The 16,578-nt window shown below is 51.2% G+C and carries 8 protein-coding genes and 1 pseudogene; 5 read left to right on the top strand and 4 right to left on the bottom strand.

The window, feature by feature from the left end; genetic code table 11:
• Nucleotides 1-20 precede the first annotated feature (20 nt).
• The 5 genes and pseudogenes from K2G43_RS09430 (at nt 21) to K2G43_RS09410 (ending at nt 8,093) form a co-directional block, all read left to right on the top strand.
• Complete coding sequence (locus K2G43_RS09430; RefSeq protein WP_297642330.1) at nt 21-1,664, top strand: RagB/SusD family nutrient uptake outer membrane protein; 1,644 nt, start codon at nt 21-23, stop codon at nt 1,662-1,664.
• 111 nt (nt 1,665-1,775) lie between these two features.
• Nucleotides 1,776-2,009, top strand: a pseudogene (locus tag K2G43_RS09425) (LysO family transporter); the annotation flags it as partial.
• Between the two features lie 126 nt (nt 2,010-2,135).
• Nucleotides 2,136-2,738: a lysine exporter LysO family protein gene (locus K2G43_RS09420; RefSeq protein WP_300154549.1), complete on the top strand. Its 603-nt coding sequence runs from the start codon at nt 2,136-2,138 to the stop codon at nt 2,736-2,738.
• Nucleotides 2,739-2,913: 175 nt separating this feature from the next.
• Entirely contained in the window at nt 2,914-6,039 is a 3,126-nt protein-coding gene (locus K2G43_RS09415; RefSeq protein ID WP_300154528.1) for a glycoside hydrolase family 2 TIM barrel-domain containing protein, read from the top strand.
• A 125-nt stretch (nt 6,040-6,164) separates the two neighbouring features.
• Nucleotides 6,165-8,093: a trehalase family glycosidase gene (locus tag K2G43_RS09410; protein ID WP_300154525.1), complete on the top strand. Its 1,929-nt coding sequence runs from the start codon at nt 6,165-6,167 to the stop codon at nt 8,091-8,093.
• Between the two features lie 256 nt (nt 8,094-8,349).
• On the opposite strand, the gene K2G43_RS09405 is transcribed toward K2G43_RS09410, so the two are convergent.
• From K2G43_RS09405 to K2G43_RS09390, 4 genes are all read right to left on the bottom strand, one after another.
• Nucleotides 8,350-10,551 carry a sodium-translocating pyrophosphatase gene (locus K2G43_RS09405; RefSeq protein ID WP_297642334.1) on the bottom strand — a complete coding sequence of 734 codons (2,202 nt, stop codon included), beginning with the start codon at nt 10,549-10,551 and terminating at the stop codon, nt 8,350-8,352.
• 223 nt (nt 10,552-10,774) lie between these two features.
• The gene (locus K2G43_RS09400; protein ID WP_297642335.1) at nt 10,775-12,532 is read right to left on the bottom strand and encodes a RagB/SusD family nutrient uptake outer membrane protein; all 1,758 of its coding nucleotides are present in this window, start codon (nt 12,530-12,532) and stop codon (nt 10,775-10,777) included.
• Nucleotides 12,533-12,555: 23 nt separating this feature from the next.
• A complete protein-coding gene (locus tag K2G43_RS09395; protein ID WP_366525026.1) occupies nt 12,556-15,768 on the bottom strand; it encodes a TonB-dependent receptor in 3,213 nt (1,070 codons plus the stop codon).
• 413 nt (nt 15,769-16,181) lie between these two features.
• Nucleotides 16,182-16,502 carry a heavy metal-binding domain-containing protein gene (locus tag K2G43_RS09390; RefSeq protein WP_297645264.1) on the bottom strand — a complete coding sequence of 107 codons (321 nt, stop codon included), beginning with the start codon at nt 16,500-16,502 and terminating at the stop codon, nt 16,182-16,184.
• Nucleotides 16,503-16,578 lie beyond the last annotated feature (76 nt).

Here is a 16,578-nt window from a genome sequence, read left to right as displayed (position 1 = left end):
AAACATAAAACGAAACAGATATGAAGAAATTTATATACTTGGCAGGTCTATGCCTCACGATGTCTTTCGCTTCCTGCGACGATTTCTTAACCGTTTCCTCTCCCGACCAGTTGACTACCGGCAACTTCTGGAGAGACCAAAAAGACGCTGAAGCCACTCTGGCATCGGCATACGCCCAACTCTATCACGGCGACAGCTACGCTACCAGTGAGGTAAGATGGCCGGTAGAAGAGTTCCGCACCGACCTCTACGACTTTGGTTACGATGCCACCAACTACCAGACTTGGACAGATATCTATAAGTTTACCTACACCAACGGTAACACACAATTCTCTTATTACTATCAGGATCTTTACCGTGGCATCAACTTTGCCAATCAGGTATTGGAATATGCTCCGCAGATTCCCGAAGGAAACATCTCCGAAGCCAAGCGTTCAGAGATTATCGCCGAAGCACACTTCCTGCGCGGCTACTATCACCTGATGCTGGTGTTGAACTGGGAGAAAATCATCATTCGCAACAATTATCTCTCTAACGCAGCCGATCTGAACAAGCCTTTGAGCGACCGCGTCACCTGCTGGGACTTCGTCATCGATGAATTGAAACTGGGTGCCGCACTTCCCGCTACCCGTCCCGGCAGCGAGCTTGGCCGTGCCACTTCCGGTGCCGCCAACGCTTACTTAGGTTTTGCTTACCTGACCCGTGCCTACGAAGAGCCGGCGCAGGAGAGCACTTACTTGGCCAACGCCTTGACAGCCTTGAACGCCGTAACCGGCTACGAGCTGGTAAGTGGCGAGAAACTGATTCAGATGTTTAACGGTAAGAACAAGAATTGCGCCGAATCAATCTTCGAATTGCAATACTCCAACAATACCGACAACGGTGCACGCTACTACTCTTGGATACACCAGTTCATAGCTTGTTCCGAAATGGGTGGTTGGGACGAGATTCTGCCTAACACACGCCTGATGGACGAGTTCAAGAAAGAGGGTAGAAAGGCTTCCGACGGTCTGTACGACCAACGTCTTTACAATACCATTTATTTCAAAGACGATTACTTCAACGATGCAGAGAATGGAGAATTGCTCTATGGCGAATATACTTACAATGAGATTTTCTGGAGTTGGAGACAAAATATCAACAAAGAGTATGTAGATGCAAACGGCAATGTTATCAAAATTCCGGCAGGAGAAAGTACATACGAATATCTGGAATCTCACGGAGGTGTAAAAGATGTATATGACCGCCCCAATTTCCGCCGCTTCACTGTGGAAACCACAGATGAGCTGGACGGCCGTTGCACATTCAACATTCCTTTGATGCGCTATGCCAACGTCATGCTGATGAAGGCTGAAGTGCTGAACAAGCAGGGATATCCCGAACAAGCCATCCCGTTGATTAACGAGGTTCGTGCAAAACACGGAAACATGCCTGCCATGACCGGCACCACACAAGCCGAAGTACAAGCTCAGATTGAGCATGAACGTATCATCGAGTTCCCGCTGGAAAGCTATCGCTGGTACGACCTGCGCCGTTGGGGCAAACTGAGCGAAGCGGTAGGAAACCGTGGCTACGTGAAGGGTACGCACGATTTCTTCCCCATCCCGTTGTGGGAAATCAATGCCAACCCTGCCTTGAATGACCTGGCCCAACCGGAAGAATAACCAATCTGTTTATCTAATACCTAATGCCACAAGGCGGCATTTGCATCCCGCAGTGCCGCCTTGTTTACATAGAAAGCCTTATCTTTGCCTACAAAATAAAGCGAACCAACCATGTTTACTATCATCGGACTGATGCTCACCGGCATGCTGGCGGGCTACTTCTTACGGAACAAAGACCTGAGCCGGATTCAGGCACTCATCACCCTGCTCATCTGGGTATTGCTCTTCATCCTCGGCATCGAGGTGGGAAGCAACGACAACATCATCAGCGGACTGCACACCATCGGGCTGGAGGCACTGCTTCTTACCTTGGGCGGAACGCTGGGCAGCGTCATCGCCGCCTGGGCGTTGTGGCGGAAACTGAGCCTCTCCCCCGACCCCTCCCCCGTAGGGAGGGGGGAAAGTGGATGTTGCTCTGCTCCCCTACCTACGGGGGAGGGGTCGGGGGAAAGACCCGAGGGGCTGCACGCCCTGAAGGGAAGCCTCATCATCGTGGGCTTCTTCGCCCTCGGCACGGTGTTCGGGCTGAGCCGCGTGCTGCCTTTCGACATCGCGCAGACTGATGTCAGCTTCTACGCACTGGCCGCGTTGATGTTCAGCGTGGGAGTGAGCGTAGGCAGTGACCCGCAGACATTGAAGAGCTTCCGTTCGCTGAACCCGCGGCTGGTCCTTCTGCCCGTAATGACCATCACAGGCACGCTGACAGGCTCGGCGCTCATCAGCCTGCTGCTGACGCACCGCTCGCTGGCCGACTGCCTCGCCATCGGATCGGGCTTCGGCTACTATTCGCTCTCCAGCATCTTCATCACCGAATACCGGGGAGCGGAGTTGGGCACCATCGCCCTGCTGGCCAACATCAGCCGTGAGATTCTGACCCTGCTGGCCGCCCCGTTGCTGGTGCGCTGGTTCGGTAACCTGGCTCCCATCTCTGCCGGAGGTGCCACCACGATGGACACCACACTGCCCGTCATCACGCGCACCGCCGGACAGCAGTTCGTGGTGGTCTCCATCTTCCACGGGTTCATCGTGGACTTCAGTGTGCCGTGGCTGGTGACGCTGTTCTGTTCGCTGTAATTATTAAAGAACACGGAGACACAAAGGCACGGAGAAAAAACTGAAAGAGGGAATAGAGAGATAACGGAGAGTTTATAAGGAAGGCTTCTCTCTCTTTTATCTCCTCAATCCCTCAAAAAAATATCCTCCGTTTCTTCGTGCCTCTGTGTTCCATTAACCATCAACTAAAAACAATATGAAAACCAGACTTTATACTTTTCTCCTCTCCTCGCTGCTCTGCACGGGTGCCTTCGCCGACAACGAGCCTTGGCAAGACCCGCAAGTGAACGAGCTGAACCGGGAACCGATGCACGCGCACTTCACGCCCTACACCAACGAGGCGAACGCGCTGAAGCAGCGTTCCCTGCCCGCCGAAGTGCGCTTCGACGTGAATCCGGCCGCCGAGCGGCGCATCTCGCTGGACGGCACCTGGAAGTTCCTCTTCTCGAAGAACAACGAACTTTGTCCCAAAGACTTCCATCGGCCGGGATACAACACCCGCAAGTGGAGCAAGATCGAGGTGCCCGGAAGCTGGGAACTGCAAGGCTTCGACGCTCCCATCTATACCGATACGCGCTACCCGTTTCCCGCCAATCCGCCCTACGTGCCCGCCGACTACAACCCTGTGGGTGCCTACCTCCGCGAGTTCACCGTGCCCGCCGGATGGGAGGGTATGGACATCTTCCTCGACTTTGAGGGAGTGGAATCCGCCTACTACGTGTGGCTGAACGGCGAACCGGTGGGATATGCCGAAGACAGCCGCCTGCCGTCCCACTTCAACGTGACCCGCCTGCTGAAGAAGGGAAGCAACACACTTGCCGTCAAGGTGTTCCGCTACAGCGACGGTTCTTACCTCGAAGGACAGGACTATTGGAAATACAGCGGCATCGAGCGGAGCGTCTATCTCTACGCCCGTCCCCAAAGCCGCGTGAAGGACTTCCAAATGACTGCCGAACTGGTAAACGGTTACAAGGACGGCGAACTGAAACTGGATGTGCTGCTCCACCAACCGCAGGCGGGAGAGACCGTAGCTGTGAAGGTGATGGACGGAACAAAGGTGCTCTATGAGCAGCAGAAATCCGTAGTATCAGTCACCGATACGCTCTTCAGCCTACAACAACTCTTCCCGAATGCGCATCCCTGGAGCGCCGAAACGCCTAACACCTACACCTTAGTGGTGAGCAGCTATGACAAGCAGGGCAAGCCGCTGGAATCGTTCACCCACCTCTTCGGCTTCCGCACGGTGGAGATGATGAACGGCATGCAGCTGATTAACGGCAAGACCGTGCTCTTCAAAGGGGTGAACCGCCACGAGCACGACCCGCACAAGGGACGCACCGTCAGCGTGACCTCCATGTTGCAGGACATCCGCCTGATGAAGCAGTCCAACCTGAACGGTGTGCGCAACTGCCACTATCCCAACAGCTACCCGTGGTATGAGCTATGCACCGAATACGGCCTCTACATGGTGGACGAGGCGAACATCGAAAGCCACGGCATGATGGACCACAAGGACGGAACCCTTGCCAACTATCCCGACTGGGAACTGCCCTTCATGCAACGCATGAGCCGCATGATGGCCCGCGACCGCAACTGCACCGCCATCGTCACCTGGTCCATGGGCAACGAGTCGGGCTACGGCAAGCACTTCGAAACACTCTACGACTATGCGAAGCAGACGGACCCGACACGCCCCGTGCAGTACGAAGGCGGCGGCTACAACGCCAAGAGCGACATCTACTGCCCCATGTACGCCCGCATCTGGCGCCTGCGCCAACACGTCAACCAGCGCGACGCACGTCCTATGATATTGTGCGAATATGCGCACGCCATGGGCAACAGCGTAGGCAACTTCCAGGACTACTGGGACCTGATTTACAAGTACGACCAACTGCAAGGCGGCTTCATCTGGGACTGGGTGGACCAGACCTTCGCCATCAAGGACCAGAACAACCGCGACATCTGGGCGTTCGGCGGTGACATGGGCTTCGTGGGCATCGTGAACGACTCCAACTTCTGCGCCAACGGACTAGTGGCCGCCAACCGCACCCCCCACCCGCACCTCTACGAAGTGAAGAAGGTGCTGCAATACATCCACTTCGAACCGGAGGCTTTCACCACCAACAAGATACGAGTGACGAACCGCCACGACTTCATCGGACTGGAGGGCTACACCCTGCGTTGGGCGGTGGAGTGTGAGGGCAAAGCCGTGCAGAGCGGCGAAACCGACTTCCCCACCGTGGCTCCGGGCCGCTCCGCCTGCATCGAGCTGCCGCTGAAGCCGCTGCCTGCCGACAGAAAAGAGTATTTCCTCACGCTGCGCGCCTTCACCAAGCAAGCCGCGCCGATGGTACCGAAAGGACATGAAGTCGCCATCGAGCAATGGCAACTCCCCACGGTGCCGTGTGCCGCACCGGATACCAAGCAGGTATGCACCGCACCGCCTGCCCGGTTGGACATCGAACGTTCTGCAGAGGCCGTCACGCTGAAGAACAGCAACTTCCGCGTAGTATTCTCCACCCGAAGCGGTGAGATGACTGAACTTGCCTACCACGGCAAGAACCTGATTCAAGCAGGACTGCAACCCAACTTCTGGCGTCCGCTGACCGACAACGACATCCCCAACGGACACCTGAAACGTTGCGCCACCTGGCGGCATGCCGGACGCGACGCCCGTCTGCTAAATTTTGAGGTGGCCGAAGGACAACCTGTCACCACGCTGACCGCCACCTACCGCATGGAAGAGCAGGAATCCGACTTACACCTTATATATAAGGTATGCTCCGACGGAAACATCCAAGTGACCATGCACTTCGTTCCCGGCAAGAAAGCGTTGGGCGAGATGCCTCGCTTCGGTATGCGCATGATTCTCAACCCCGAATACGAGCAGATGGAATGGATGGGCCGCGGTCCGCACGAGAGCTATGCCGACCGCAAGAGCAGTGCACTGATAGGCCGCTACCAAGCTACGGTCTGGGAACAGTATCATCCGTATGTACGTGCCCAGGAAACGGCCAACCATTGCGACGTGCGTTGGGTAGCCCTGCGCAACGCCGCAGGCGAAGGCCTGCTGATAACAGGCGAAGAGCCGCTGAGCGTCAGTGCCTGGAACTTCCCGATGGAAGACCTCGAATACCGTCCCTCGCAAGTGGAACGCCGCCACGGCGGAAGCCTCGTGAAGAAGGAGTTGGTATGGCTCAACATCGACCATCGGCAGATGGGTGTGGGCGGCGACAACACATGGGGCGCACAGGTGCATCCCGAATATACCATCACGCCGCACGAATGGAAGTATAGCTTCACGATATCGAAATTAAAGTAGAACACAGAGGCACGGAGACACAGAGAATATTTTTAGAGAGAGTAAGGAGATAAGAAAGAGAAAGAATCTTCTCCGTGTCTCTGTGCCTCTGTGTTCCATCATCCATCATAAATCATAAACCTGAAATGAAAACCAAACTTCATTCCTTTTTCCTCTTCGCACTGCTGGCCGCCGGCTTTACCGCCTGCACCCCCGGCACGAAGAACAAGGCGGAGCGCCGTTATGACTTCGCCAACATACTGGACATCGCCTATACCCCCGACACCCTGCACCGCTGCTACGGCTGGTTCACGGATGCGGGTTCGTGGATGGGCTTCACGCTGCCCGAAAAAGAGCAATGGGTCAACGGCTTCTGCGGACCGTTCAGTCTGGACATGTTCCGCCGCCAATGGATGGCGCAGTCGGCGGCGGTGGTCAGCTTCGCCAGTGACGCGCAAGGCGTTTTTGTTCCCGACTCCACCTGCTATTATCCCGGCGAGCTCTATCTGTCAGCACATTCCGACAACGGAAGCATCGTGCAACGGCTGAACTTCATCAGCGCTTCCACCGCCCTGCTGCGCATCAAGGCCGATACAGCAGAAGACCTGCTACTGACAGGCAGCCGTTGGGGCAAAGACGTGACAGTCAATATAGAACAGAATTCGGTCATAGCCCGCCATCCCTCGGGTGAATGTGTGGCGATGACCTTCGCTCCCGGCGTGGCACCGACACTGAACGGCAATAACTATACCGCCCTCATCCGTTCCCCTCGCGAGACCGTCAACGTGGCCATCTCCTTCTTCACCTCCGAAAAGGAGATGACAGCAGGCTTGCCCGCCCTGCCGGAGATGCTCAACAATCCCGCTCCCGCACTGCAAGCCAACTCCGAACGGTGGGAAGGCTACCTCTCGAAGATTCTGCGTAATGACATGAAACCGGAGTATGACCGTATCGCCGTAAAAGCTGTCACCACCCTCATCTCCAACTGGCGCACACACCGGGGCGGACTGCTCCACGAGGGTATCGTGCCCAGCCATGCTGTGGGCTACTTTGTCGGCTTCTGGGCATGGGACAGCTGGCGCTTCAGTGCAGGCACCGCCAAATTCGACCCCGAACTTGCCAAGAACAACATCCGCGCCATGTTCGACTACCAACTGCCGGACGGCATGATTATCGACTGCATCTATACCGACCCGTCGGAGAACAACGCCCGCGACAGCAAGCCGCCTTTGGTATGCTGGGCGGTGGACGAAATCTTCACGCATACCAACGACACCGCCTTTGTAGCCGAAATGTACCCCCAACTGCTCTCTTATTATAAGTGGTGGTACGAAAAGCGCGACCACAACCACAACGGTATATGCGAATACGGCTCCACCGACGGAACGCTGGAAGCTGCCGCCTGGGAAAGCGGCATGGACAACGCCATCCGCTTCGACGACGCCGTGATGCTGAAAAACGAAGGGTACGAAGATGCCTGGAGCACCGACCAAGAAAGTGTGGACCTCAACGCCTACCTCGCCCTAGAATGCAAGCTGCTGAAGAAGTTTGCCGGACTGCTGGACCTCCCGTTCGAGGCACCCGACTACAGCGCTCAAGTGGCCGACTACTTCTTCGACAAGGAGATGAATTTCTTCTTCGACCGCCGCCTGAAGGACGGTTCGTTCATCCGTGAGCCGGGCTGCGAGGCATACACCCCGCTTTGGACGCAAATCGCCACGCAACAGCAGGTGGACGCCATGCTGCCGATGCTTCAGGACACGGCGAAGTTCTCCACCTACATCCCCTTCCCCACCATTGCCGCCGACAATCCGAAGTACAACCCGCGCGGCTACTGGCGTGGCCCCATCTGGCTGGACCAGACCTACTTCGCCATCCGCGGCCTACGCAACTACGGTTACCATAAACTTGCCGATGAATATACGCTGCAAGTATTCGACCGCCTGAACGGACTGCAAGAGGGTGCTCCCATCCACGAGAACTACGGCACGCACACCGGCGAACGCCTGAAAGCGCCCCACTTCAGTTGGAGCTCTTCACATCTACTGATGATGTATGATGACTACGGGAAGTGATGCAAGAAAGAAATTTCTCAACAAAACAAGGTCTAAAATCCCCGTGCAAATCTGTGGTAGCCTCGGATAACGACTGAGGCTACCTCAAATAACGACTGAGGCTGTCTCAGATAACGACCGAGGCTACCTCAGATAACGACTATCCCTATCCCCCCTCAGAAGTACTTCTGAGAGGGGTGTTTTGTAAAGATTAAGAAAAAAGCGTCGTTTGGAGCGTTGGAGGAGAAAAATCAGGAATATTTACATAAAGACCTTGTTAGAACAAGCTCCACGCCACGGTCAGCCCCGCCATCACAATCGCCACCATACTCATCAGCTTGATAAGGATGTTCAGGCTCGGGCCGGAGGTGTCCTTGAACGGGTCGCCAACGGTATCGCCCACAACGGTGGCTTTATGCACCTCGCTGCCCTTTCCGCCGAAGTTTCCCTCTTCCACATACTTCTTGGCGTTGTCCCATGCGCCGCCGGCATTCGCCATAAAGATGGCAAGCACGAAGCCGCTGCTCAGACCGCCAATCAGCAACCCCATCACGCCGGGAACCCCAAAGACAAGTCCTGTGACAATGGGCGCGACAATCGCTATCAGCGACGGAACCACCATCTCGCGCTGCGCCCCCTTGGTGGAGATGGCCACACAACGTTCGTAATCGGGGTCGGCATCCCCTGTAAGGATGCCTTTGATTTCACGGAACTGACGGCGCACCTCGTCCACCATGTGGGCGGCGGCACGTCCCACCGCATTCATCGTCAGTCCACAGAACAGAAAAGCCATCATGCTGCCAAGGAACATGCCCGAAAGGACTTTCGGATTCATCAGCGTCACGTCATAATGGTGCATGAAGTCGAAGAAGGTGGCATCCTGCACGGATATATGCTCTCCACCGGAAGTCAGTTCGGTCAGACCGATGCGGGTCAAGCCGATACGAATCTCCTCGATGTAGGAAGCGAGCAGCGCAAGTCCCGTCAGGGCGGCGGAACCGATGGCGAATCCCTTGCCCGTAGCGGCGGTGGTATTGCCCAGCGAATCGAGCGCATCGGTACGTTTGCGGACCGCCTCGCCCAGACCGGACATCTCAGCGTTTCCGCCCGCATTGTCGGCAATCGGTCCGTAAGCGTCCGTAGCAAGCGTAATGCCCAGGGTGGAAAGCATGCCCACGGCGGCGATGCCGATGCCGTAAAGCCCCAGTCCCACGTTGGAGAAATCGAAACCTGCGGCGAAAAGATAGGAAACGATGATGCCCACTACCACGGCAATCACCGGAACGGCGGTGGAGAGCATCCCCAGTCCGATGCCGGAGATGATAACCGTGGCGGGACCGGTCTTCCCACTCTCGCTCAGCCGCTGCGTAGGACGATAGGACTGCGAAGTGTAGTACTCCGTGGAACGCCCGATAACGATGCCCACCACCAGCCCCACCACTACGGAGCAGGAAATCCACATCCAGTTGTCAATCTTCAGCAACCAAAGGATGAAAAAGGTGGCTATCACTATCAATACGGAGCTAAGGTTGGTACCGAAAGCCAACGAATTCAGCAAGTCCTTCATCTTCGCATCTTCTTTTGTGCGGACGGAGAAGATGCCGACGATGGAGAGAACAATGCCCACCGCGGCAATCAGCATCGGCGCGATGACCGCCTTGAACTGCATCAGCGTATCCCCCGAATGGATAAAGGCAGCGGCACCGAGGGCAGCTGTGGCAAGGATGGAGCCGCAATAACTTTCGTACAAATCGGCTCCCATACCGGCAACGTCGCCCACATTATCGCCCACATTATCGGCAATGGTGGCAGGATTGCGCGGGTCGTCTTCGGGAATGCCCGCTTCTACCTTGCCCACCAGGTCGGCACCCACATCGGCAGCCTTCGTATAGATGCCTCCTCCCACACGGGCAAACAGCGCCTGCGTGGAAGCACCCATACCGAAAGTCAGCATTGTGGTGGTGATGATGCAAAGCTTATGGGTGGGAGTCATCGCATCCTCCGGTATCACCGCGTTCAGCAACAGATACCAGAAAGAGATGTCGAGCAATCCCAGGCCTACCACCACCAATCCCATCACCGCCCCGCTGCGGAAAGCGATGCGCAACCCCGCATTCAGCGAATCACGGGCGGCATTCGCCGTACGTGCCGAGGCGTATGTAGCGGTTTTCATCCCCAAGAAGCCGGAAAGTCCGGAAAAGAAGCCACCCGTCAGGAAAGCGACAGGCACCCACGCATTTTGCACGCCGAAGCCATACGCCATCACGGAGAACAGCACGGCAAGCCCCAAGAACACCCACCCCACAATCTTATATTGCTGGCGCAGGTAGGACATCGCCCCTTTGCGCACGGCGGCGGCAATTTTAATCATTCGAGGAGTACCCTCACTCTCTTTCATCATCTCATGGTAGAAATACCAGGCAAAGCCAAGTGCCAGAACAGAAGCGGCCGGAACCAGCCAGAAAAGGATTTGAGCCATAGTAGAAATCGTTTAAAGGTTGAACGAATGCCTAAATATATTGATTCGGAACAACATAAGCAAACGAATCGGCTAAATTGTGAAAGCGGCAAGACAAAAAAAATAAAAAAGGTATAACAACATCAATCTTCCGAGAAAAAAAAGAATAGCATCCTATTTTAACAAACCGGATGCTATTCTGCTTTATCACAACTATTGTTGTTCTGTCACAACTATTTCGTCATTATTCCCAACCGGGGTTTTGCGTGATATTCGGATTAATCAAAATCACATTCTTTGATATCGGATTCAAATAACGCTTATCCGTTTCAGACCACGAACGACCTGCATCATTCAAGCCTTTTTGGTAAGGTCTGATATATTGTTTTCCCTGATATTCCACCAGAGGACGTCCCTTATCACCACCAAATGTGTTATCTTGATACAAAGAGATGACCTTGTCTGTCACCCGCATTCCTAAGACCGTCTTTGGATTTTCAAGCAACTTAACGCCTTTCCAACGAATGAGGTCATCATAACGAAAACCTTCAGCCGCTAACTCAATACGACGTTCACGACGGATTTCTTGCAATAAAGGATCTACGGTATATCCGTAATCAGGCCAGTTAGGATCTGTGAAACCGACAGCAATTGTCAAATGGGGCATTTCAACGCGATCGCGTAATTTGTTGATGGTCAAATCCAACACATCCTGACTCATTTCACCTAATTCGTATTTGGCTTCGGCATAATTCAGCAATACCTCTGCATAACGATAGACAAACCAGTCATAGGTAGAAGAATTGGCCACCCACTGAGTAGGATCTGCGGAAGTATATTTCACATTGGCATAACCGGTTACACTTCCATCAGGAGACACATTCGGTGCCGAAGCCGTAAAGTCGTTGATACTTTTGTTTACCTCAATTGTGCCGTCCGGCTGCACTGTGTATGGACGGTGTACGTTATCTATTATCTGATACATACGCGGATCACGATTTGCCATTTCAAGGTCAATCGTCTCGTCACCTTGATAATAGCTGCTGACAGCAATAGGCTTACCATCTTTGCACAAGAACGCTTCTACAAAATCCTTGGAATAGCCTACACCATTGTTACGTCCCAAACTATGCATCAAAGTACCCTTCACATAAGAACGATACATAATCGCTTCTTTATTGTCGCTCAGGTCTTCTTGTACGAACTGGTTCTGGTAATACATCGGATAGTCTTCGAAGGACTTCATGCCGCAACCGGCATCTTCGCCACGCACAATGTCATAACGACCTGTGTTTATCACAGCCAATGCATTGCTTGCAGCTTTCTGCAACAATTCCTGGCTGGTGGGAGTACCGCTCACATTGTGGTATTTCTTATATGTACCATAATACAAGCAGATACGGCTCAATTGAGTGCGGGCGGCATCCTTGTGCAAGGCACATTCCGCAGCGGCATTCTTTTCGGGCAACCAGGTAATGGCAAATTCCAAATCTTCGATAATCTTGCCCAATACAAAGTCACGTGAATCACGTTCTTTATACAACTCTTCCGTATCTCCATCGGTCAAATCTTTTTCATACCAAGGCACATCACCATACGACTTAATCTTTCCATAATAATCCAACGCACGGAAAAAGCGAATTATTGCCACCTGGGCATTGATGTCGGCTTCCGTACCTGACACGCGCTGGTAGCGGTTCATAAAGAAGTTCAGGTTACGGATATTGGAAAAGTTCCAGTCTGTGGCATCATCCAATAAATATTCGTTATACAACCATTTATCATAGCTGGTCGGTACACGGTTGTCACTTTGAGTATCGCCGCCATTCGACGGGGCACTCAGATTTGTATAGAAACGATTTGTATAGCGCTTCAAATCTTCGACAGACGTCCAATAAGACTCATCTGTGAAACTATCTAATGGCTTTAGGTCGATCACATCATTGCAAGCTGTATTCAGTCCCATGAAGCCTGCCAACGCAATTATATATTTTAATCTCATATTGATTATCTTTTTTATAGTGATTAGAATGTTAAGTTCAAACCTACTGATACCTTTTTAGTAATAGGATAAGACAGATTACCCAATGTTTCAGGATCAAAGGAGTCACACAAATTTGTGAAAGTAAACAAATTTTCGCCTGTTACATAGAATCTCAGTTTGCTGATGCCTACCTTGTTCAACACTTTTTTCGGCACGCTATATCCTAAAGTAATGTTTTTCAGACGCATATAGGCTGCATTCTGTAAATAGCGTGTACTGCATTCACGGTTAATCCACTTGTTCCAATCTGGTGCAGCATACAATGCATCCCTATTGTCGGGTGTCCAATAGTCCAAAGAATTTTCATAGGGAACATCCCATTGGCTGGTGAAACCGAAGACCTGGGCACCGCCCAACCAATAATCACGCTTGCCTATGCCTTGGAAGAATACCTCAAAATCGAAATTCTTGTATTCGGCACCCAAAGTCAAACCATACTGATAACGGGGAGTATTATTACCAATGATGGTCTTATCCGTACCTTCCTTATCGTAAATGGTTTCCTGTCCCCATGCCAATTTGCCATCACCACTTACGTCCACATACTTCACATCACCCGGACGGTAAGTTGTATTCTGCAAACCGGTCTGCGACATGTAATTGTCTATTTCTTCCTGAGACTGGAACAAGCCGTCGGCTACCAAACCCCAAATTTCACCCATCTTGCGGCCTACGTAATAACCGCTGATTTTGCCGGCTTTATTCCCATTATATTCGGTAATTTCAGACTGATAGTCTGACAAAGCGAATTTAGCCCAATAAGAGAGGCCGTTTTCAAGATGATCCCGCCATCCCAAAGAGAGTTCCCAGCCCACAGTCTTCATTGAACCGTTGTTTACGTTACCTAAAGTAGCACCCAATACAGCAGGAAGTTCATCCGGAGGAGTCAACATATCTTTGGTGTCACGGCGATACCAGTCGAACGAACCTGTCAGCCGATTGCTGAAGAATCCGAAATCAACGCCTACGTTGAATTGGTTGACAGTTTCCCATGTCAAAGAAGAAGAGACCAAATTTGTATAAGGATTTACAATTTGAGGCTTTTCCCCATCAAGCAAATAGTTCAAAGTTCCTGTTCCGTATGACATTAAATAGGGGAAATTGCCTTTTACTGCCTGATTGCCTAAAGAACCATAAGACACACGCACCTTTAGGTCGTTCCACCAATTCTTCATCGGTTCCCAAAACTTTTCTTGAGAAGCACGCCATGCTACAGAGAATGAAGGGAAAAATGCATAGCGGTCACCCGAGGGGAATTTTGAAGAGCCATCGTAACGACCATTAAATTCAAATAAGTAACGTTCATCGTAGTTATAGTTCACACGAACGAAGTAGCCTAAAGTACCCCAGTGTGTTTCCGTAGAACCTACATATTTGTCACCGGTAGCCATATCCAAATCTGGAACGTTGGTAGAAATCAAATTCTGACGTTGACCATAGAAATACTTGGAGTGTTTATACTCCTGATTGTAACCTACCATGAACTTAAAATTGTGTTTTTCCCATAGTGTCTTAGTATATTCGGCAAAAAGATTCAATGAGTTGTAATAGTCTTCCGAATTTTCATATTTCGCATAGCTTGGGTTGGTCCAAGGATAATACAGCTCGGTTCCCGCTACAGCACGATATTCGTAATAATTCTTACCTACGCCCTGAACACCCGAATTGTAGAAGTTCCAAGTATAATCGGCACTGATAACCAATCCTTCGACGGGAGTAAGCTGCAAGGCGCCTGTCATCCACAGGTCGTTCTTCTTGGTGCCGGTGGTACCTCCTAAACGAGCTACCGAATAAGGATTGGTATAACTTCCCTGTCCTGCATAATAATTGGATTCATTTTCTTCCACATATTTCAATCCTCCGGTAGTAACGATACCCATGGTAGGATCATCTATTGCACCGGCACTTTCATCGCGGACCAAACGTCCGGTATGAGCATGGACAATAGGCATCAATGGGCTTAAGTCATTCTTCAACATACCGCTGTAGCCACCTACGCCTGCATTTCCACTGCCTGTAGGGTGTTCCTCAGTGCTGTAAGTGTGCATGATTTTGGCAGAAGCCTTCATCCACTTGGTGATTTGGGAAGACACATTCAAATTGGCATTGAACTTGCGGTATGAATCGTCCGTCATCTTTAATACACCTTTTTGATTGGCAAAACCTACAGAAGCATAGTAAGTGGTCCTTTCGTCACCGCCATTTATTGACACATTGTATTGTTGTGAAAAATTAGTTTTATACAATTCATTGAACCAGTCTGTGTTTCCACAATACTGCCATTTGTTCTGGTTAAGTGTTTCATCAAAAAACTCGGTATATTTATAGGTACCGTTCATGTAGCCTTGTGCATACTCCCATAACTGAGGGCTGGCCAGAGAACCCGATCCGCCACCGTTTTGATAAGCGACATCACGCATGGTCAGGTAGTCAATAGAATTTACATTATGCATTTCCCGAGCCGGGCTACTCCAATAGCCGCTGGCATTGAATGAAATCTGAGGTTTGGTAGCTTTCTTGCCACTTTTTGTGGTAATCAAAATTACACCGTAAGCTGCACGTGCACCATAAATGGCGGCTGAAGCAGCATCCTTTAATACGGAGATAGAAGCTATGTCTTCCGGATTGACCAGATTCGGGTCCATTTGGACATTATCTACCAACACCAAGGGGGAACCACCATTGATGGAGGTATCACCACGAACATTGAAACTGGATCCTTGACCCGGAGCACCCGATACGGTTACATTCAGGTTAGGAACCACCCCCTGCAGCCCCTGACCAATGTTGGTAATAGGACGACTTTCCAACACATTGCCGTCAACAGCTGCCACCGCACCAGTCACGTTCACCTTTTTCTGTGTGCCATAACCTACCACCACTACTTCTTCCAGCATTTCGGCATCTTCTTTCAAGGTAATATTGAGCAGTTGCCCATCCCAAATTATTTCCTGACTTTGATAACCTACAAATGAGATGACCAAAACGTCACCTTTTTTCACATTAGACAGAGAAAAATCCCCGTCAATACTTGTAATTGTACCATTGGTCGTTCCTTTTATTACTACGGACGCACCAATAACAGCTTCTCCCATGACATCTCTAACAATGCCTCGGCATGAACCGGCCTGCTGAGATACTATTATCTCATTAGCCTGTCGGCCCGAAGTTGCATACATTGTTCCTGCTTGCATTGTGAAAAGGAACAGCAAAAGTCCAACTGATCTTGTTTTTTTTAACATAAATATCTTATTTAAAGTTACTAAAGATTTAGTTCTCTTTCTATATTTAAATTGTATCAACGATGCAAAGATATAAATTAATTCATTGAAGCCAAACATAAAAATAGAATTATTTTAAAAATATCTATTGCTTCATTAAATTTATCTATTTCAATAGAACATTTAACGGAATCTTTATTTAACAGATAAAAACAATAGCCATTAAATCTGCATCTAAAAATAAAAACAAGTCTTAAATGAAAACCATGAAGCGGCAAAGTAAAAAAACAAAAAGCGGATGATGTATCTGTCCGAACAGATCACCCGTTCCAAACAGATCCATCATCCGCCTAACGGGGACGAGGTTAAGAAACCTAAAGCTCCTCCTACTCCACCGTCACCGCCGTACCGCAAGCGGTCACCATCAGCATGCTGCCACTGCCGCCTACCGTTTCGTAATCAAGGTCAACGCCAATCACCGCATTCGCTCCCATGGCACGGGCATTTTCCTGCATTTCGCGCAACGCGATGTCTTTGGCCTCGCGAAGCACCTCCTCGTAAGAGCCGCTTCGTCCGCCCACCACGTCACGGATGCTGGCAAAGAAATCACGAAACACATTGGCACCGATGATTGTCTCGCCACTGACAATGCCATAATAACGGGTGATGCGTCCACCCTCGATAGTCGGGGTTGTTGTCACTAACATAATCTTATTGCTTTAAAGTTATTTGCATATTATTAGACGCATCAGAGGGCGAAAAGGTTGCAGGAGGCGAGTGTTT

It is taken from the genome of Bacteroides sp. (assembly GCF_029057325.1).
Taxonomy (GTDB): domain Bacteria; phylum Bacteroidota; class Bacteroidia; order Bacteroidales; family Bacteroidaceae; genus Bacteroides.
Note: the sequence above shows the minus strand (reverse complement) of the source record. Positions and strands in the feature narration are given on the sequence as shown.